Source organism: Micromonospora sp. NPDC049559 (genome assembly GCF_040676675.1).
GTDB lineage: Bacteria > Actinomycetota > Actinomycetes > Mycobacteriales > Micromonosporaceae > JBFAPK01.
Genome location: NZ_JBFAPK010000051.1, coordinates 1 through 19,445 on the forward strand (window position 1 = coordinate 1; position 19,445 = coordinate 19,445).

At 75.7% G+C, this 19,445-nt stretch carries 15 protein-coding genes; 8 read left to right on the forward strand and 7 right to left on the reverse strand.

What is annotated here, in order from left to right:
• Positions 1–548: 548 nt before the first annotated feature.
• The 4 genes from AB0J86_RS35130 to AB0J86_RS35145 all read left to right on the forward strand — a co-directional run bounded on the left by AB0J86_RS35130 (position 549) and on the right by AB0J86_RS35145 (position 4,781).
• The gene (locus tag AB0J86_RS35130) at positions 549–1,196 is read left to right on the forward strand and encodes a hypothetical protein (RefSeq protein WP_363862010.1); all 648 of its coding nucleotides are present in this window, start codon (positions 549–551) and stop codon (positions 1,194–1,196) included.
• A 392-nt stretch (positions 1,197–1,588) separates the two neighbouring features.
• The gene (locus AB0J86_RS35135) at positions 1,589–2,470 is read left to right on the forward strand and encodes a DUF4142 domain-containing protein (RefSeq protein ID WP_363862011.1); all 882 of its coding nucleotides are present in this window, start codon (positions 1,589–1,591) and stop codon (positions 2,468–2,470) included.
• 32 nt (positions 2,471–2,502) lie between these two features.
• Positions 2,503–3,498, forward strand: coding sequence for a Pecanex-like protein 1 (locus AB0J86_RS35140; protein ID WP_363862012.1), 996 nt, complete (start codon positions 2,503–2,505; stop codon positions 3,496–3,498).
• 365 nt (positions 3,499–3,863) lie between these two features.
• Complete coding sequence (locus AB0J86_RS35145; RefSeq protein ID WP_363862013.1) at positions 3,864–4,781, forward strand: DNA-3-methyladenine glycosylase 2 family protein; 918 nt, start codon at positions 3,864–3,866, stop codon at positions 4,779–4,781.
• A gap of 199 nt (positions 4,782–4,980) precedes the next feature.
• Here the strand turns inward: AB0J86_RS35145 and AB0J86_RS35150 are convergent, their stop codons facing one another.
• Complete coding sequence (locus AB0J86_RS35150; protein WP_363862014.1) at positions 4,981–5,553, reverse strand: TetR family transcriptional regulator; 573 nt, start codon at positions 5,551–5,553, stop codon at positions 4,981–4,983.
• A 77-nt stretch (positions 5,554–5,630) separates the two neighbouring features.
• Here AB0J86_RS35150 and AB0J86_RS35155 point away from each other — a divergent pair, with 77 nt between their 5' ends.
• Positions 5,631–6,431 (forward strand): SDR family oxidoreductase, encoded by an 801-nt coding sequence (locus AB0J86_RS35155; RefSeq protein WP_363862015.1) that lies wholly within the window; start codon positions 5,631–5,633, stop codon positions 6,429–6,431.
• A 25-nt stretch (positions 6,432–6,456) separates the two neighbouring features.
• On the opposite strand, the gene AB0J86_RS35160 is transcribed toward AB0J86_RS35155, so the two are convergent.
• Positions 6,457–6,669: a hypothetical protein gene (locus tag AB0J86_RS35160; protein WP_363862016.1), complete on the reverse strand. Its 213-nt coding sequence runs from the start codon at positions 6,667–6,669 to the stop codon at positions 6,457–6,459.
• 198 nt (positions 6,670–6,867) lie between these two features.
• Between AB0J86_RS35160 and AB0J86_RS35165 the strand changes: the two genes are divergently transcribed.
• Together AB0J86_RS35165 and AB0J86_RS35170 are read left to right on the forward strand one after the other, a co-directional pair.
• Positions 6,868–7,959 carry an ATP-dependent DNA ligase gene (locus AB0J86_RS35165; protein ID WP_363862017.1) on the forward strand — a complete coding sequence of 364 codons (1,092 nt, stop codon included), beginning with the start codon at positions 6,868–6,870 and terminating at the stop codon, positions 7,957–7,959.
• 70 nt (positions 7,960–8,029) lie between these two features.
• The gene (locus AB0J86_RS35170; protein WP_363862018.1) at positions 8,030–9,601 is read left to right on the forward strand and encodes an alpha/beta hydrolase; all 1,572 of its coding nucleotides are present in this window, start codon (positions 8,030–8,032) and stop codon (positions 9,599–9,601) included.
• 30 nt (positions 9,602–9,631) lie between these two features.
• On the opposite strand, the gene AB0J86_RS35175 is transcribed toward AB0J86_RS35170, so the two are convergent.
• On the reverse strand, positions 9,632–11,020 hold the full coding sequence (locus AB0J86_RS35175) for a sugar porter family MFS transporter (protein ID WP_363862019.1): 1,389 nt from the start codon (positions 11,018–11,020) through the stop codon (positions 9,632–9,634).
• 163 nt (positions 11,021–11,183) lie between these two features.
• On the opposite strand from AB0J86_RS35175, the gene AB0J86_RS35180 reads away from it, so the two are divergent.
• Positions 11,184–11,642 carry a GNAT family N-acetyltransferase gene (locus AB0J86_RS35180; RefSeq protein ID WP_363862020.1) on the forward strand — a complete coding sequence of 153 codons (459 nt, stop codon included), beginning with the start codon at positions 11,184–11,186 and terminating at the stop codon, positions 11,640–11,642.
• 64 nt (positions 11,643–11,706) lie between these two features.
• Here AB0J86_RS35180 and AB0J86_RS35185 read toward each other — a convergent pair whose 3' ends face one another.
• The 4 genes from AB0J86_RS35185 to AB0J86_RS35200 are packed head-to-tail and all read right to left on the reverse strand — an operon-like array spanning position 11,707 to position 19,327.
• The gene (locus AB0J86_RS35185) at positions 11,707–12,423 is read right to left on the reverse strand and encodes an ABC transporter ATP-binding protein (protein WP_363862021.1); all 717 of its coding nucleotides are present in this window, start codon (positions 12,421–12,423) and stop codon (positions 11,707–11,709) included.
• The gene (locus tag AB0J86_RS35190; RefSeq protein ID WP_363862022.1) at positions 12,413–13,396 is read right to left on the reverse strand and encodes an ABC transporter ATP-binding protein; all 984 of its coding nucleotides are present in this window, start codon (positions 13,394–13,396) and stop codon (positions 12,413–12,415) included. Before AB0J86_RS35190 ends, AB0J86_RS35185 begins: the two co-directional genes overlap by 11 nt.
• 28 nt (positions 13,397–13,424) lie before the next feature.
• Positions 13,425–16,103 carry an FtsX-like permease family protein gene (locus tag AB0J86_RS35195; RefSeq protein ID WP_363862023.1) on the reverse strand — a complete coding sequence of 893 codons (2,679 nt, stop codon included), beginning with the start codon at positions 16,101–16,103 and terminating at the stop codon, positions 13,425–13,427.
• Positions 16,100–19,327, reverse strand: a complete 3,228-nt coding sequence (locus AB0J86_RS35200; protein WP_363862024.1) for an FtsX-like permease family protein — start codon at positions 19,325–19,327, stop codon at positions 16,100–16,102. Before AB0J86_RS35200 ends, AB0J86_RS35195 begins: the two co-directional genes overlap by 4 nt.
• Positions 19,328–19,445 lie beyond the last annotated feature (118 nt).

Below are 19,445 nucleotides of genomic sequence, written 5' to 3' on the forward strand. Positions count from 1 at the left end.
GAGGATGGCCGCCGCGACCGCCTCGGTGGCGCCCGCGGTGATCAGTACCTCGCCGTCGGGGTCGTATGCCAGACCCCAGAAGCGGCCCCGCGAAGCCCGTCAGGCTTGATGTCTTCGCGGGGCACGGCGGGCCCGACCCTTCGCGGGGTGCGGTCCGCCCGGACGCCGAGGTCCCGTTCCCGCCGGGTTGCGGTCCGCCGCTCGGGCGGGAGGTCGGCTCAGGGGTGCCCGCCGTGGGAACGCGCGATTGGCTGCGGCTCGGGCGACGATGCCGCGGGACCGCTAGGAGGGTGTTTGCGGAGGCTCGCGACGGGCGAGCCTCCGCAAACACCCTCTACGTAATTGGGGGTGGGCACTGGGTAATTGTTCGAGCGTGCGGGGAATTCGCGGCGCGTGGCGACGGTCCGCCGATCGAGGTGGTACGGGATGGGCGGGCGGATGGTTCAACGGATTTCTGTGAAATGGTCCACCGTCAATTCTTAATCCGGCGGGGGCCGGGGGCCGTACTACCGCGTGACTTGCCAACTCTAGGAGGGCACGTGGCACCGATGAAGCGATCCGTCATCCTGGCCGGCGCGATGGCCGGCGCATTGGCCGCCCTCACGGCCTGCGCCCCCGCCGGATACAACGCCGACGCCGCGGGCGACACCCAACCGGTGGCCAACGAGGCAGCCGCCGCGGCCGAGCCCACCCCCAGCGCCAGCCCCTCGGCCGAGGCGCCGCCGGCCAAGGAGGTCGACCTCACCGAGCAGCTCATCGGCAAGAAGATCGCCAAGATGGGGCAGGTCGTGACCGACGAGAAGGGCTGGGTGCTGTACCGGTTCGACAAGGACAGCGCCAACCCGCCGACCTCGAACTGCGCCGGCGACTGCGCCCGGGTCTGGCCCCCGGCGCTGACCGACGGGCAGCCGAAGCTGCAGGGCATCTCCGAGGAGAAGGTCGGCACGGTCGACCGCGCGGACGGGACGAAGCAGCTCACCCTGGGCGGCTGGCCGCTGTACCGGTACATCGGGGACCCGAAGCCGGGCGCCTGGAAGGGCCAGGGCGTCGGCGGTACCTGGTTCGTGGTCGCGCCGGACGGCAAGAAGAACCTCACCTGCCTGCCGAAGGGAACCCCCACCCCGGTACCCCCGCCGGCCGCGGACGGCGACGGCGGCTCGGCCCAGAACAGCGGCGGCAGCAGCTACTCGTACTGATCGGGTCGGCGGCGACGACCCGGGCGGCGGCAGCGGCCGGCGCGACGTCACGGTGGCCGGCCGTAGCCCCCGCGCGAGGGGTGACGGCCGGCGCGCCGCGTCGGCGCCCAGGTCGCCGAGGAGCCGGGCCGGGCGTACGCCGGCGCGGAGCGGGCCGCTTTCCTCCGGGGTTTCCCGCCCTCGGGGGTTTCCCGGGCCGGCGCGAACCGGCGGCATCGGCCGAACGGACGATCCCCGGGGATCACCGCCGCCAACATAAGTCTTTTTTAAGTGTGGCGTAAGAAAGTCCTATGTCTCGCCGGACGCATTGACGGTGTGCCAATGCGCTCCATACGGTTTCGTCGAGTTTTGATCCGGCGAGTTCCGGTCCATTGTTTTGGAGGGTGGCACCTATGGTGACGGCAGCGCCGCGCCCGTACCGGCAACGCCTGACCGCGATTCTGGTCACCGGTACGGCCGCTTTGCTTCTCGGCGCGTTGTCGGTGCCGGCGCCGGCCGGGGCGAGCCCGAACGCGGGCGGCCCGCTGGACCAGGTGGCGGCGGCGGACGGGGTGCCGGCGCGGCTGCCCGCGGCGCTGCGGACCACGGCGCCGGGGAGCAACGGGGTGCCGAACCCGATCGAGGAGTTGCCCAGGTCCCCGTCGGCGGGCGGGCCGCTCGGCGCGGCCGACCGGGACCTCGTGGTGAAGGTCCGGCTCGCCGGTCTCTGGGAGATGCCGGCCAGCAAGATGGCCACCGAGAAGGGCAGCTCGCCGCGGGTACGCGAGATCGGCGTCGAGATCGGCAAGCAGCACGCCCGGCTCGACGAGTTGGCCCGCGCCGCCGCGGCGAAGCTCAACATCCCGCTGCCCGACGAGCCGACCGCCGAACAGCAGGGCTGGCTGGGCGAGATGCGGCGGGCCTCCGGCGCGGACTTCGACCGGGTCTACGTCGACCGGCTCCGGGCCGCGCACGGCAAGATCTTCCCGGCCATCGCCACCGTCCGCTCCGGCACCCGCAACGACATCGTCCGGGAGCTGGCCGCACAGGCCAACGCCTTCGTCCTGACCCACCTGACCCTGCTGGAGAGCACCGGGCTCGTCGCGTACGACGCGCTGCCGCAGCCGCCGCCCCCCGCCCCCGCCGCCGCGGCGGCCGCGGCCGTCGGCGGCGGATCCCTCTTCGACCCGCGGGCCAACGCCGGCGGTGTGGACCCGACCGTCGTCTGGATCGTGCTCGCCGCCGCGTTGATCGCCGGCGCGTACAGCACGGTCCGCCTGATCCGAGCCCGCTGACCCCCATCCCTCAAGGAACGAGGTACCACCAGGTGAACACTCGCCAGCGGTACGCCCGGCGGCGCCAGCTGTCGGCGACCGGTAAGCCGACCCGCAACAGGCGTCTCATCGCCGTCCTGGCCACGCTCGGCGTCTTCGGCGCCCTCGTCGCCGTGACCCAGGTGTCCTCCGCCGGCACGTGGGGCCGGCGACCGCCCCGGGGCAGTGCCGCGTGCCCGCCGGCCACGACCGCGCCGGCGACGAGCGCACCGGCGGGCACCCCGGCCGCGGGCGGTTCGGCGACGCCCGGTCCGGCCAACGGCGCGAACCCGTCCGGCTCCCCGTACCGGGACCACGGCGCGATGCAGCACCCGGGCGACGGCCAGCAGCCGGGCAACCTCGACGCGCAGTCGCGCCGGGGCCGGGGCAACTGCACGCCGAGCAGCGGCGGCAACAACGGTGGCAACAACGGGGCGACCCCGCCGGCCGGCGGCAACGGCGGGCTGGAGATCCTCGGCAACAGCTGCGCGAACAGCCGGCTCCAGGCGCACGACGGCTTCCAGCTCGGCGAGCGCTGCGTCGGTACGGCCTTCGGCGAGGTCGCCTCGGCCGAGGACAACCCGACGCTGCTGATCACCGACGCGCCCCGCCGGGTCCGCGCCAACCAGCCGTTCACCATCAAGGTCAGCACGCGCAACCTGGTCCGGGACCGGTTCCTCGCCGCGGCGCAGGGCGGCTACTACAAGGAGAGCGGCTTCCTCAACGACCAGGGGCTGACCCGGGGCCACTTCCACACGGCCTGCCGGATGCTGGCCAGCCAGCGCTCCGCGCCCGCGCCGGATCCGGTACCGGCCTTCTTCGTGGCGACCGAGGACGGCAAGGGCGGCGCCCAGCCGGACGAGGTGACGGTGACGATCCCGGGCCTGCCGACGGCGGGCGAGGCGCAGTGCGCCTCCTGGGCCGGCGACGGCTCGCACCGGGTCCCGATGATGCAGCGCGCGAACCAGATCCCGGCCTTCGACGTCATCCGGATCACGGTCACCCGCTGACCGGTGCCGGGGCGGTCCAGGCCCGCCCCGGCACCGGCTCCCTACCCGGAGCGGGCCCGGGAGGCGTCGTACCCGTCCCATCCGCGGGTCGCGACGCCAGGTCCCCCAACCCCTCACCCACAGGTCCGCTCCGGTCCGGGCGGCGTCGGGACGCGCACGGTCGTCCCGGCGCCGCCCTTTCCGTGTACGCCCCGTCCGCGCCGGTCGCCGCTCTCCTGGTGTACGCCCCGTCCGTGCCGGTCGCCGCTCTCCTGGTGTACGCCCCGTCCGTGCCGGTCGCTCGCGGCCGGCGCCCCCGGGGCGGGTCCACCGCTCGCGGCGGGCACCACGAGCCGGCGGCGGGCGCGGCATGGCAGAGTGTCCGGGTGACCGAGACCCGGCCGGAGCTGACCCGGCGGCTGCGCCCGCCGGCGGGCTACCGGTTCTCGGAGTCGGTGGGGCAGCTCGCGATGGGCCGGCACGACCCGTGCGCCCGCCTCGTGGACGGCGCCTTCTGGTGGTCGACGCGCACCCCGGCGGGCGCCGCCACGCTCTCGCTGCGGCCCGACGGCGGAGAGCTGCTGGCCGCCGGCTACGGTCCGGGCGCGGCCTGGGTGGTCGAGCGGGCCGACGCGGTCGCCGGGCTGCGCGACGACCTCACCGGCTTCGCCGAACTCGCCGCCGCCCATCCCGTGGTGGAGCGGCTGGCGCGGGAGCTGCGCGGGCTGCGGTTGCCCGCCACCGGACAGGTCTTCCCCCGGCTGCTGCGGGCGATCCTGGAGCAGAAGGTCACCGGCAAGGAGGCGTACCGGGCGTACGCGGCCACGGTCCGCAGGTTCGGTACGCCGGCGCCCGGACCGGTGCCGCTCTGGACCCCGCCCGAGCCGGCCGCCGTCGCCGCGGCCCCGTACTGGGTGTTCCACCCGTTCGGGGTGGAACAGCGGCGGGCCGAGACGCTGCGGCGGGCCGCCGCCGTCGCCGACCGGCTGGAGCGCTGCGCCGACCCGGCCGAGGCGACCCGACGGCTGACGTCCATCCCGGGGATCGGGCCGTGGACCGCCGCCGAGGTGGTACGCGTCGCGTTCGGCGACCCGGACGCGGTCAGCGTCGGCGACTACCACATCCCGAACATGGTGAGCTGGGCGCTGGCCGGTGAGGCGCGGGGCGACGACGCCCGGATGCTGGCGCTGCTGGCGCCGTTCCGGGGGCACCGCGGGCGGGTCTGCGCGCTGCTGACCGCCGGCGGCTGGCAGGCGCCCCGGTTCGGCCCCCGGATGCCGATCCGCTCCTTCGCCCGCTTCTGAGGTCCCTTTGCGGGCGACCGCACGCCGATGCCACGAGCAGCCACCTGCCGGGCGACGCCCCCACCCTGCGCCCGTCGTGGTGGCTTGGTCAACGGCTTGGCGATGTCGCCCGACTCGTCCGGTGCGCGGGTGCGGATCATGTCCTCCGCCGGACGGAGATCATGCCCAAGATCCCTCCATCACCAACCGCGACACGCCTTCAGGCCGGCTCGACGACCGCCCCCAACATGCGGGTTATCCGGACGGTCAGCAGGTCGGGGTCGGCGTCGCGCAGGGCCGGGGTACCGATGATCCGGCGCATCAGCCAGGTGCCGGCCAGTAGCGCCAGGCCAAGTTCGGCCCGTTCCTGGGCGTGCCGGCCGTCGAGTGCGGCGGTGAACCGCGCGCCCACGTGCTTCGCGATGCCCTCTCTTATGATCTCCGCAGCTCGCGGGTTGGCCGCGGACTTGAGCATCAGCTCGAACGGCCCCAGATGATCGGCGTCCGGTGCGGTGCCGGCCACCAGGGCGCGGGCCGTCTCCGCCGCGAGATCGGCCGGGCCGCGCGGAACCATCGTGGGCCGGGCGAATGAGACGTCGACGACCTCGGTGAAAAGCCCTTCCTTGGAACCGAAGTAGCGATTGACCAGCATCGCCGTCACCCCGGCGGCCTCAGCGATCTCGCGCACGCCCACACCGTCGTAGCCGTGCCGGGTGAACGCGTTGATCGCCGAGGCCAGGATGGCCTGCCGGGTCGCCGCGGCATTTCGCGGTCGCGCCGCGCTGTCCGTCATGGCTACATAGTCTACCGGTGTAAACTTACGGTGGGTAGTCTACGACTGTAGACAAAATCTCCACCTCAGGAGTTCTCATGGATCTTCAGCTCACTGGCCGTCGCGCACTGATCACCGGATCGACATCCGGACTCGGGGAGGCCATCGCCCGGCTGCTCGCCCGGGAGGGCGCCGAGGTCGTCATCCACGGCCGCGGCGCCGAACGGGCGCAGGTCGTCGCCGACTCGATCGCCACCGAGGGTGGGAAAGCCTCGATCGCCGTCGGCGACCTCGCCACCGACGCCGGCGCGGACCAGGTGGCCGAGAGCGCGCTGAGCGGCGGCGACATCGACATCCTGGTCAACAACGCGGGCGCCTACCAGCACCTGAACTGGGCCGACGCCACCCCGGACATCTGGGTGGACACCTACAACATCAACGTCGTGTCCGGCGTACGGATGATCCAGCGCATGGTTCCCGCCATGCGCGAGCGCGACTACGGCCGGGTCGTCACCATCGGCGGCGGCCTCGGCATACAGCCGTTCAACAACCATCCGCACTACAACGCCTCGCTCGCCGCCCGGCACAATCTGGCCGTGTCGCTCGCCCGGGACCTGGCCGGCACCCGGGTCACCTCCAACGTCGTGTCCCCCGGCGCGATCCTCGTCCCGGCCGTGCAGGACTTCCTGGTCAAGCTGTCACCCGAACGCGGTTGGGGAGAGACCTGGGAAGAGATCGAGTTCAACTCGGTTCGCGAGATCGTGCCCAACGACCGCGTGCGCTACGGCAGACCCGAGGAGATCGCGGGAGCGGTCGCCTACCTCTGCGGCCCCTCCGCCGAATACATCAGCGGTGCGACGATCCGCGTCGACGGCGGAACCGTTCGCAGCGCCTTCTGAGGCGGAACCTCCCGGGGCCGGAGACTCAGACGACCTCGCGGAGGTCGGCCAGGGTCAGCGGGGTGCGGTCGCGCAGCAGCCGCTCCAGCGCCTCGACGCTGCCGACCTCGCCGAGCACGTCCTTGCCGCCGCCCACCTCGGGCCGGTACAGCCGGACCAGCCGGTAGCGGTACCGCCCCTGGATCAGCTCGATGGTCACCCGCCAGCGGCCGCAGCAGTCGCACACCCAACCCCGCACCCCGCGAAACTAGCTCTGAGCTGCGAAAACGCGGAGTGCGGACCGGTCACCGGCGAGGCTGGTGGGACGGGTGGGACGAGGCGGCGCGGTGATCTGCGACACTCCGGCGGCGCGGGCCGGCACCGCGGCGGCACCGGCCGGGACCGACGCGCCGACGGTTACCCCCACCGGCGGCAACCGGTCTGGTTGACTGGGCGGGTGCGACTGCCGATCAGCCCACCGGTCGAGCCGATGCTGGCCAAGAGCGTGCCGGAACTTCCGGTCGCCGAGGGCATGACCTACGAGCCCAAGTGGGACGGCTTCCGCTGCCTGGTGTTCCGCGACGGCGACGAGGTCGAGCTGGCCAGCCGGGGCGGCAAGACGCTGACCCGGTACTTCCCGGAGGTGGTCGAGCAGGTCCGCCGGCAGCTGCCCGAGCGCTGCGTGGTCGACGCCGAGGTCATCGTGGTCCGGCGCGACGGGCCGGGCGGCGCCGCGCGGCTCGACTTCGAGCTGCTGAGCCAGCGCATCCACCCGGCCGCCTCGCGGGTGAAGAAGCTGGCCGCCGAGACCCCCGCCGACCTGGTCGCCTTCGACCTGCTCGCGCTGGGCGACGAGGCGCTGCTGGAGAGCCCGTACGCGGCCCGACGGGCCCGGCTGACCGAGGCGCTGGCCGGGGTCACCCCGCCGGTGCACGTCACCCAGGTCACCACCGACGTGCCGACGGCCCGACGCTGGTTCGACCTGTTCGAGGGCGCCGGGCTGGACGGGCTGGTGGCGAAGGCGGCCGACCTGCCGTACGCCCCGGGCAAGCGGCTGATGTTCAAGGTCAAGCACGCCCGCACCGCCGACGTGGTGGTGGCCGGCTTCCGCTGGCACAAGTCCGGTCCGGTGGTCGGTTCGCTGCTGCTCGGCCTCTACAACGGCGACGGGATGCTGCACCACGTCGGCGTGAGCGCCTCGTTCACCGCGGCCCGCCGGGCCGAGCTGCTGGAGGAGCTGGAGCCGTACCGGCACGACCTGGTCGGGCATCCCTGGCTGGCCGACGCTGCCGGCGACGGGCAGCGCGTACCGGGCGGTCTCAGCCGCTGGTCCGCCGGGAAGAACCTGGACTGGGAGCCGCTGCGCCCCGAACTGGTGGCCGAGGTCGGCTACGACGCGATGGAGGGCGACCGGTTCCGGCACACCGCGCAGTTCGTCCGCTGGCGGCCGGACCGGCAGCCGAACTCCTGCGACTACGAACAGCTCGAACGACCGGTCCGCTTCGACGTGGAGCAGGTGCTCCGGGGCGACCCGGGCAAGCCGGCCTGACGGTACGGCCGCCGGGTAGGTCCGGCGGCGCCGCCGGACGTACCCGGAAAGAAAATCATGGAGGAAGCTGGTGCCCCGCATTACCCGCCTGCCGCTGGTCGGGCTCGTCGCCGCCACGCTGCTCGCGGCCGGCTGCACCCCGCCGGTCTTCGCCCCGCGCACCGAGCGCGGCGCGGCGCCGGTCCCGGCCGGCTCGGCCGCCGCGTGGAAGCCGTGCCCCGAGACCGCCCGGCAGGTGGCCCGGCGCACGGCCCCCAGCATGACGTACGAGTGCGCCACCGTCTCGGTGCCCCGGGACTGGCTCGCGGCGGGCAGCCCGGGCACCGGCGCGAGCCCGAGCCCGAGCGGCACGTTCGAGATCGCCCTGCTGCGGGCCCGCTCGACCAAGCAGCGTGACCGGATCGGCTCGCTGCTGGTCAACCCCGGCGGGCCGGGCGCCTCGGGCATCGACACGGCGGTCTACCTCTCCTTCGGTCCCGCCTTCGGCGGCCTCCCCGACGAGATCACCCGGCGCTTCGACATCGTCGGGTTCGACCCGCGCGGCGTCGACCGGTCCAGCCCGGTCAAGTGCATCTCCGACGCGGACCTGGACGCCAACTTCGGCTACGACCCGGACCCGCGCGGCCAGTCGTCGTTCGACGGGCTGGTGGCGCTGAACAAGCGGATCGGTTCCGGCTGCGCCGGCAGGTACGGCGACCAGTTGCGCCTCTACTCCACCGAGCAGGCGGCCCGGGACATGGACGCGGTACGGGCCGCCGTGGGCGACGAGAAGACCACCTACCTCGGCTACTCCTACGGCACCCTGCTCGGCGCCACGTACGCCCAGTTCTTCCCGCGCAACGTGCGGGCGCTCGTGCTGGACGGGGCGGTCGACCCGCGGCAGGACGCGGTCGCCGGTTCGGAGAGCCAGGCCAAGGGCTTCGAGCGGGCCTTCGACAACTTCGCGGGCTGGTGCGCGCGGACCGCCGCCAAGTGCCCCATCGCCCCCGACGCCCGGGCCGCCGTGACCGAGGCGATCGACAAGGCCCGTACCGATCCGGCGAAGGGCAACGACGGCCGGGCGGCCACCCCCGGCTGGGTGCTCTACTCCGTGATCTCCGCGCTCTACACCGAGTCGCGCTGGCAGGACCTGGCCACAGCCATCGCCCGGCTGCGCAACGGCGACCCCGACCAGGTCTTCACGCTGGCCGACGAGTACGCCGAGCGCGACCCGAACGGCCACTACTCCAACCTCTTCGACGCGAACCTGGCGGTCAGCTGCGCGGACGAGCCGAGCCGCCCGACCGTGGCGCGGGTCCGCCAACTCCAGTCGCAGTGGCGCGAGAAGTACCCGCTCTTCGGCCCGCCGCTGGCGGTGGGGCTGCTGGGCTGCGCGGAGTGGCCCGCCCAGCGGGACCCGTACCCGACCGGCGCGGCCACCGGCGCCCCGCCCATCGTGGTGGTCGGTACCGTCGGCGACCCCGCCACCCCGTACGAGCAGACGCCGAGGCTGGCCGAGATGCTCGGCGTGGGCCGGGTGCTCACCTGGGAGGGCGAGGGGCACACCGCGTACCCGCAGACCCCGTGCATCACCTCGGCGGTCGACGCGTACCTGGTGGAGCTGACCGTACCCCGGGAGGGGCTGCGCTGCCCGGCCCGCTGAGCGGGCCGGGCGTCGGCGCGGGGCGGCCGGTCAGCGGCGGGTGAGGCGGGCCTCGATCTCCTCGAGGCTCACCCCCCGGGTCTCCGGCACCCGCCGCCAAAAGAAGATCATGGCGAGCACGGTCAGGAACGCGTAGAGCAGGAACGCGCCGGTGCGGGTGGCGGCGCCGGCCAGGCTCAGGAAGGTCGCCGAGACGGCGAAGTTGGCCAACCAGTTCGCGACCGTGACCGTGCTCATCGCCCGGCTGCGGATCCGTTGCGGGAAGATCTCGCTGATCAGCAGCCAGAACATCGGCCCCAGGCCGATGGCGAAGCCGGCGACGAAGAGCAGCAGCGCCGCCAGCGCCAGCCACGGCGCCGAGTCGCGCAGCGCGCCGACGCCGAAGTAGAGCGCGAGCAGCAGCAGCGCGACGCCGAGCCCGGCGGTACCGCCCAGCAGCAGCGGGCGGCGGCCGACCCGGTCCAGCAGCAGGATCGCCAGCACCGTGAAGGCGACGTTGGTCAGCCCCACCGCCAGCGCCTGGGAGACCGCCTGGTCGGTGCCGAGGCCGGCCTGTTCGAGGATGGTCGGCGCGTAGTAGATCACGGTGTTCACGCCGACGAACTGCTGGAAGAGGGCCAGGCCCAGACCGACCAGGAAGACCCGCCGGAGCCGGGGCGCGAACAGGTCCCGGGTGGCGACGCGCCGGCCCGCGCCGGACCGCATCCCGGCCACCTCCCGCTCCACGTCGGCGTCGCCGTAGCCGGCGTCGAGCCGGGTCAGCACGGCCCTGGCCGGCTCGTCGCGGCCGTGCTCGGCCAGCCAACGCGGCGTCTCCGGCAGGGTGAGCATGCCGGCGACCAGGGCCAGCCCGGGCAGGGCGGCGAGCCCGAGCATCCACCGCCAGTTGCCCGGTACGTCCTTCAGGGCGAAGTTCATCAGGTACGCCACCGCGATCCCGACGGTGACGGCGAGCTGGTTGAACGAGGTGAGCCCGCCGCGCGCGGGCGGCGGTACCGACTCCGAGATGTACATCGGCGAGACGAACGAGGCGGCGCCGACCGCGAGCCCGAGCACGAACCGGCACCCGACGAGGGTGGGCAGGTCCGGGGCGAGCCCGCAGCCGAGGGCGCCGACGACGTACACGCCGCCGGCGACGATCAGCGTGCGGCGCCGGCCGAGCCGGTCGGCCAGGTAGCCGCCGACCAGCGCGCCCACGGTGGCGCCGATCAGCAGCACCGAGACCACCGCCTCCTGGGCGAGCGGACCGGCGCCGAAGTCGCGCCGCACGAAGAGCAGCGCGCCGGCGATGACGCCGGTGTCGTAGCCGAAGAGCAGCCCGCCGACGGCGGCGATGGCGGCGACCCGGACCACCACGGGGTTGGCGCGCAGCGTACGGACGAAGCCGCGGGCCGGTACCGCGCCGGCGCCGCCGGTCACGGGAGGTCGCCGGGGCGTGCGTCGCTGCGAGCCACGGGCACCTCCTCCACGCGCGCGCCCGCGCGCGGCGCGCCAGGTGCCCCGCCTACCCGCCTGCGCGCCCCTGACACCCGATCCGGGGGTGGCTTCGGCGCGGCCGGCACCGGTGTGCCACGCTGCCGCGGTGACCGAGATCCTTTTCCGGCCCGCGCGGCGCGCCGACGTACCGGCCGTGGTGGCGCTGCTCGCCGACGACGAACTGGGCGCCGCCCGGGAGGTGGTGAGCGAGGAGGTGGACGCCGCCTACTGGGCCGCGTTCGAGGCCGTCGACGCCGACCCCCGCAACGTCCTGGTCGTCGCCGAACGGGACGGCGATGTGGTCGGCACCATGCAGCTCACCTTCATCCCGTCGCTCACCCGCCGGGGCGGCGAACGCGCCGAGATCGAGGGGGTACGGATCCGCGCCGACCAGCGCGGCGCCGGCCTCGGCCGCTCGATGATCACCTGGGCGGTCGACCAGGCCCGCGCGCGCGGCTGCGCCCTGGTCCAGCTCACCACGGACAAGCGGCGCACCGACGCGCACCGGTTCTACGCGGCGCTGGGCTTCCAGGCCAGCCACGAGGGGATGAAGCTGATCCTGTAGTCCGCGCCCGGGCCGCCGCCCGGCGCCCGGGGGCCCGGCCGCCGGGCGCGAGCCGGCAGCCGGCTCAGTCGACGAGCTGGCCGTCGCGGAGCAGCAGCGCCCGGTCGGCGAGGTCGATCAGGGCGGGGTCGTGCGTCGCCACGAGCGCGGTCATGCCCCGGGCGTGCACCACCGCCCGGAGCAAATCCATGATCGCTCGACCGGTCTCCGAGTCCAGCTGCCCGGTCGGCTCGTCGGCGATGAGCAGGTCCGGCTCGTTCGCCAGCGCCCGGGCGATCGCGACCCGCTGCTGCTGGCCGCCGGAGAGCTCGTACGGCCGCTGTGCCGCCTGGGCACCCAGCCCGACCAGCTCCAGCAGCATGGCCACCCGCTCCTCGCGCCGCGCCGCCGGTACCTTCGCCAGCCGCAGCGGCACCCCGACGTTCTCCGCGGCGGAGAGGATCGGGATCAGCCCGAAGGTCTGGAAGACGAAGCCGATGGTGCCCCGGCGCAGCTCCAGCAGCTCCCGTTCGGCCGCCGCCGCCACGTCCCGGCCGCCCACCAGCACCCGCCCCGACGTCGGCCGGTCCAGGCCGCCGACCAGGTTCAACAGGGTGGTCTTGCCGGCGCCCGAGCGGCCCCGTACCGCCACCAGCTCGCCCCGGCGGGCGGTGAAGGAGACGCCCCGCACCGCGTGCACCGCCCGTTCCCCGCTGCCGAAGGTACGGCTGATCTCCTCGACCACGACCATCTCGTCGGTGAGCTGCTTCCCACCGGCCACGGACGACTGCTCACTGGGCATCGGGAACCTCCTGGCCCGGACGGACTTCCACGTGGTCGGGCTCCAGGTTGAGCCGGACCCGGTCGCGCAGCGACAGCGCGTCGACGAAGGCGGCCGGCAGTTGCAGCCGGCCGGTCCGGTCGAGCACCGCGTACTCCTCGCTGACCAGCTCCGTACCGCCGTCGGCGGTGGCGCGCGCGGTACGGCGTACCTCGGAGGCGGTCCGGCCGTCGCGGATCGCGACGGTGCGGCGGACCTGGTCGGCGACGGCGTGGTCGTGGGTGACCACGACGACCGTGACGCCGAGTTCGGCGTTGATCGTCCGCAGCGCGCCGAAGACGTCCGCGCCGGTCGCCTCGTCCAGTTCGCCGGTCGGCTCGTCGGCGAAGAGCACCTCGGGGTCGTTGGCCACCGCCACCGCCACCGCGCAGCGCTGCTGCTCGCCACCGCTCAGCTGCCCGGGGCGACGGTCGGCGCAGTGGCTCACCCCGACCAGGTCCAGCAGCTCCCGGGCCCGGTCCCGGCCCGCGCGGCCCGGCCGGCGGCCGGCCATCCGCATCGGCAGCTCGACGTTCTCCAGCGCGGTCAGGTACGGCAGCAGGTTGCGGCCGGTCTGCTGCCAGACGAAGCCGGCGATCCGGCGCCGGTAGCGCAGCCGGCTGCGGGTCGAGAGGCTGAGCAGGTCCTGGCCGGCGACGCGGGCGACGCCCGCGGTCGGGGTGTCCAGCCCGGAGAGGATGTTGAGCAGGGTGGACTTGCCGGAGCCGGAGGCGCCCACGATGGCGAGCAGTTCCCCCCGGTCGACCGTGAGGTCCAGGCCCTGCAGGGCGACCACCTCCACCCCCTCGGTCTTGAAGATGCGCACCAGTCCGTCGCAGACGATGTGGCCGCGCAGCCGGTCGCTGCCGCCGGCCCGCTCGGCGGCGCGCTGGGCCGCCCGCCGTTGCAGGGCGGCGAGGTCGGGTGCCGGCGACTGCGGCAGGGTCGCCGTCACGGTCGGCTCTCCAGGGTCGCGGTCATGATCAACTCTCCTCTCCGAGCCGGAGCACCTCACCGAGGCGCATCCGGCGGTTGTTCAGGGCCTCGACCAGCAGCGCCACGCCCAGGGCCAGTACGCCGAGCGCGACCACGCCGCCGAGGAGCGCCGGGTCGAACCGCGGTCGTACCGGCACCCCGTCGGTGAACGCCGACAGCCCGAGGGCCGGCGTGAGCAGCAACGGCATCAACACCCCGACCACCGCGCCGGTCAGCACGGCGGCCCCCACCAGCGGGGCGAGTTCGACGAGCAGCAGGCCGCGCCACTGCGGGCGGGACAGGCCCATCGTGCGCAGCCGGGACAGCACCCGCCCCCGCGCCCGGGCCCCGGCGAGCACCGCGAACGCGACGGCGAGCAGCCCGAGCCCGGCCCCACCGGACGCCCCGGCGACGAACCCGAAGCTGAGCAGCCCGTTCGCGCCGCCGCGGTCCAGCTCGGCGCGGACCGTCGAGCGGTACGTCACCTCGGCCGGCCGCTCCGGGGCCGAGGCGGTGACCAGCCCGGTGCCGAAGTAGCGGGCCTGACCCGCGTCACCCACCTCGCGCAGCGCGCGAGCGTCCAGGCCCGTACCGGCCAGCACGAAGCCGGTCGGGATCAGCGGTCGCTCCGCCGCCGGGCGCAGCGCCTGCCAGGGCAGCACCACGAACCGCTCGGTCCCCGGGGCGACCAGCGGGAACGACGAGGCCACCGCGGCGGCGCGGAACTCGTACCGCCGCTCCTGGGCGGTGACGGTGGCCGGCCCGGGCAGGTCCGCGGCGACCGCCGGCGACACCACCGCCGGCACCGGCCCGGTCCCCGACGCCGCCCCGGTCAGCGCGGCCGGCAGGTCGACCGCCGCCCCCGAGTCGGCCGCCACCCGGGCGAACGCCGGCCCGTCCACCACCAGCACCGAGACCGGGTCGGCCGGCGAGCGCGGTCCGGCTCCGGCCCACGAGAGCTTCTGGTCCGCCTGCCGCAGCAGCGGCGCGACCGACCGCACCCCCGGCACGCCGGCCAGCTCGTCGGTGGTCTCCGGCGCGAACCGGTCCCCGGTGAGCAGCGCGTCGGCCGGCACCGCGAGCCCGGCCGCCCGGTCCCGGCCGTCGGCGACACCGCCGGCGACCGCGCCGCAGAAGGCCGCCGTACCGACGGCGAGCACCACCACGACCAGCGGCCCGGTGACCGTGCCCCGGCCGGCGCGGGCCAGCCCGAGGAAGACCACGCTCCCCCGGGCCCGGGCCGCCAGCCGGCTGGACAGCCGCAGCGGCCACGGGTAGCCGCGCAGCGCGAGCGTGGCCGCCCCGATCGCCAGCAGCACCGGCACGCCGGCCAGCAGCGGATCGACCGTACCGGCGGCGGGCAGGCCGCGCCGGCGCAGCAGGAAGGTACCGAGCGCGGCCAGCGCCAGCACGCTCACCTCCAGGGTCACCCGCCGGGCCGAGGGGCGCAGCCGGAGCAGGTCGCGCCGGGCACCGGCCGCCGGGCGGGTGGCCAGCGTCGCCACCGGCGGTGCCAGTACGGTCACGGCCGCGGCCACCAGCACCAGCCAGCCCGTCGCGGCCGGGCGCCCCGGCACCGCCAGCCCGGCCGCCCAACCGGCCAGCGCCGCCACCGGCACCACCAGCAGCGACTCGGCCAGGCTTCGGCCGGCGATCCGGCGCCGGCTGGCGCCCCGGGCGGCGAGCAGCGCGTACTCGGCGGCCCGCCGCCGGCCCGCCAGCCGCGCGGCGAGCACCACCAGGCCGAACAGGGTGGCCAGCACCCCGGCGGTGACGATCGTCAGCACCGCCCGGGTGGTGGCGAGCGAGCGGGCGAAGCGCTCCAGCGGGATGTCGATCCCCCGCGCGACCACCGCGTGCGGCAGCGGCGGCGGGGTGAGCCGCCGCACCGCGTCGATCAGCGGGCCGACCTGTTCCGTGTCGAGCCGCTGCGGCGAGATCCGGTACCGCCAGCTGAAGGTGATCGGCCAGCCGGCCTCCTCCAGGCGCACCAGGGCCGGGTCGGTGGTGAGCGCCACGCCGACGAAGGGGCAGCCCTCGCAGGCCGGCTCGGTCACCCGCAGCGGCGACGGCAGCGAGTCCCAGACTCCGGCGGCCGGGTCGACCGGGCGGTAGAGCCCGGCGAGCACGACCTCCAGCGGAGAAGCGGTCGGACTCTTCGGTGCCAGCCGCAGCCGGGCGCCCAGGCGCAGCCCCAACTTCTCGGCGACGTCCGCCGCCAGGGCCACCTCGGTCGGGCCGCGGCCGGCCGGCGCGCTCGGCCAGCGGCCCGAGACCATGGTCACCGCCTCGGCGGCGCCGGTGCTCGCGCGCACGGCCAGGTCGATCCGGGGCGCGTTCGGCGGCACGCCGGGACCGCCGATCGTCGCGGGCACCGTCTCCGCGGCGTACCAGCGCTGGTCGATCAGGCCGCGCAGCGGGGCCGGCATGGCGTCCTGCCACTCCGACAGCCGCCCGGCCCGCTCCGGCAGCACCGGCACCGGCCGGCCGAAGGAGTCCGGCTCCTGCCGGTAGCTGATGTCCCGTACGGCGGCGGGCTGGTCCGCGATCTGTTCCCGCAGGCCCTGGTCGGCGAGCCGGTTGGCGAGCCGGGGCGCGGCGGTGACCAGCAGCGCGGCGACCAACGCCAGCACCGCCAGCAGCGCGAACTGGCCGGCGTGGGACCGTACCCGGCGCACTGTGCTCATTGCTCCCCACCGATCCTCAGCTGGGCGGCGGCGACCCGCTGCCCGATCGTCGCGGCCACCAGCGCACCCAGCACCATCGCGGCCACCAGCAGGCCGACCGCGATGGCGGCGACCGGCGCCCAGGGCAGGACGAAGGCGGGATCCGGCACCGGCCGTCCGCCGGACGGCGTCAGGATCACCAGCGGCGCCATGGTCGCGCCCACCCCGGCGCCGACCAGCACCCCGACGCCGACCCCGATCCCGGCCAGGAACGCCTGCTCGGCCAGGAGCGAGCGGGCCAGCAGGCGGGGCGTGGCGCCCAGCGTGTGCAGCACCGCCAGCTCGCCGAGCCGGCGGCGGGCGGTCGCCCAGACGTCGACCCCGAGACCGACGACCGCGAGCAGCACCGCTCCGAGCGCGGCGGCCAGCAGTCCGGTGCGCGCCCCGCGCCAGTACGGGTCCCGCTCGGCGGCCCGGGCGACCGCGCGCCGGTCGAGCACCGTCACCCCGGGCAGCTTCGCGGCCGCCGCGGCGACGGCGCCGTCGGCGCCCGGGTCGGTCGCCACCCACCACTCCGGGTACGCCCGCACGGTGCCGTTGGCCCGCAGCTGCTCGGCGACGGCCGAGGGCAGGTCGAGCAGGACGCCGGCGCCGGCGTCCGCGCTGCCGCCCGGCAGGGCGGGGATCAGGCCGACGACGCGGACGGGCAGCGGCCCGCCCGGCAGCGGCAGCGTGCCCGTCGCGCCGACCGGCAGGCCCAGCGCGCCGCTCACGTCGGCCGTGACGACCGCCGGTACGGGCGCCGGGTCCACCCCGGCGTGGACGGTGAAGCGAACCCCGGACAGCTCCAGCGTCTGCCCCCAGGAGAGTTCGCCGGGGCGGAACCGCTCGTAGCGCACGGTCAGCGCGGAGCCCGCGCCGCTGGTGCTCGCCTCGGCGGCCCGTACGTCCGGCGGCAGCCCGTCGCGCAGCCCCCACCGCGCGGCGCCCACGTCCAGCGGTACGGCCGCACCGTCGGCGCCGACCGCGGCCAGCCCGGTGAGACGGACGTCGTACCCGATGCCCCGGGCGCTCCACTCGGGCGGGCCGAAGTCCGCGTCGAGGCCGACCAGGCGCAGCGCGTCGCCTCCGGTGGGCAGGTCGACCGCGAACCGCAGGGGCGCGCCGTCGCGGCCGGTGCGGCCCAGCGGCAGCCGGTGCACCAGCCCGTCCGCGCCCGCGAGCAGGACCGCGGTGGTGACCTGCGGGCCCGCCCCGGCGCCGTCGACCGGGGTGGCGACCGTGCCGGTGAGCCGCCGGGCGCCGGCCGGCAACCCGGCGCCCGGGGCCGGCGGGCGGGCCGCCACCATCCGGTCGAGGGCGGCGCGGTCGGCCGTGGCGCCGCGTACCACCCTGGGCGCGGCGGCCGCGTCGAGCGCCAGCACGGTGGTCGGCAGGTTCTCCCGCCCGACGCCGATGCTGTCCCGCCAGGCCGGCAGCACCGCGCGGGCCCCGGGCAGGGCGGCGAGCTGGCCGGCCCGCTCCGCGGGCGCGGCCCCGTTGCGCTCGGTCACCCGCACGTCCGCGCCGACCCGCTGGTCGGCCTGGTCGACCAGGGAGTGCTGCCAGGTGGTGACGAGGGACCAGGCCAGGGTGCCGCCGCCCACGGCGAGGGCGAGCAGGAGCACCGGGCCGACGTGCGGCCGGCGGCCGGCCTGCCACATGCCGAAGACGGTCGCGGTCCAGGAGCGGCGGGAGACGAGCCGCTCCACGAGCCGGGTCACCGGCGGCAGCAGCCGCAGCGCGATCACCGCGCCGGCGAGCACCCCCAGCGTGGGCGCCGCCGCGAGCAGCGGGTCGATGCCGAGTCCGGCGCCGGCACCGGCCAGCGGCGAGGAGTACTGCCGCAGCTGGAACCAGGCCAGCGCGGCGAGCGCCACCAGCGCCAGGTCGATGCTGGCCCGCTGCGCCGCCGCCCAGCGGGCGGGACGGGAGCGGGCGGCCCACTCCTCCAGGTAGGTGCCGCCGCGGCGCAGCGCCGGCCCGAGCATCGCGGCGAGGCACCCGACGGCGACGAGACCCGTCACCAGCCAGGTGAGCGGGGTGAGCCGCGGGTCGAGGCGCAGGTCGGCGAGGGCCGTACGGTCACCGGCGTAGCGCAGCGCCCCGGTCGCCAGCAGCGGCGCGAGCGCCACCCCGGGCAGGATCACCAGGACCGCCTCGCGGGCGGCGAAGCCGGCGATCTGGTGCCGGGCCGCGCCTCGGGCGCGCAGCAGCGCGGTCTGCCCGCGCCGGTCCTCGCCGAGCAGCCCGGCGACCAGCACCAGCGTGTAGCCGCCGAGCACGATCACCAGCAGGATCGGGGTGAGCAGCGCCGAGCGGCCGACCAGGTCGGCCCGGCTGAGCCGGTCGATCAGGCGGTCGAGGTGGGTGGTGACCTGCCCCGAGCTGCCCAGCCCGGCCGCGTCGGGCAGTTCCTCGACCACCCGCGCCGTGGCCCGCCGCACGTCGGCGAGCCGGGCCGCGTCGACCCCGGCCAGGGCCGGTTCGACCAGCCAGCTCGCCGAGGTCGTGCCGGGGAAGCTGCGGGCGAAGTCGGCCGGGTCGAGCACGAGCGGCCCGTACGCGGTGTTGTCGGCGCCGCCACCCGCCGCGCCGTCGGCGCCGGTACCGGGGGCGAGCAGCCAGTACGGCTCCCGCCCGTCGCGGGGCCGGAAGACGCCGGCGACCCGGACGTCACCGCGCTGGCCGCTGCCGCGGTCGGCGAGCGGGATGTTGTCGCCGACGCCGACCTCCAGGGTCCGCGCGGCCCGCTCCGGCAGCACCACCTCCAGCGGGGAGCGACCGGGGCGGGGCCAGTCGCCGGCCACGAGGTCGGCGTGGGCGGGCAGCGCCTCCAGGGTGACCATCGAGGCGAAGACGGGGTCCTTGCCGGTCCCGCCGAGCCGGCCGACGAGCTGCCGGCCGGTGCCGTACCGGGCGCCGAGCACCCGTGCCGGTACGCCTCCCAGCCCGTCGGCGAAGCCGGCCCGTACGGCGGCGTCGCGCTGGCCGTACGCCGCCTCGCCGCGCCCGGCCGAGCCGCTGATCAGCAGGCTCCGCTCGTCGGCGGGGGCGGCCTGGGTGACGCTGCGCTGGCCGGCGTCGACCGCCTGCCGGTTGTAGTCGTACAGCCCGGTGATCATCGCCATCGCGACCAGGGCCGCCACGCAGGCCGCGAGCAGCAGCCCTCTCGCCTGGCGCGCACGCCGCAGGACCAGCCTCATGGATCGCCTTCCCGGGCCCCGGGGCGGGGCCGCGCCCAAGGAAACCGGGACCTGGCCGGGAAAGGTTGGCGGGCGTTATTTGATCGTTATTCCGTCGCCCGGCTGGCCGGGATCCACG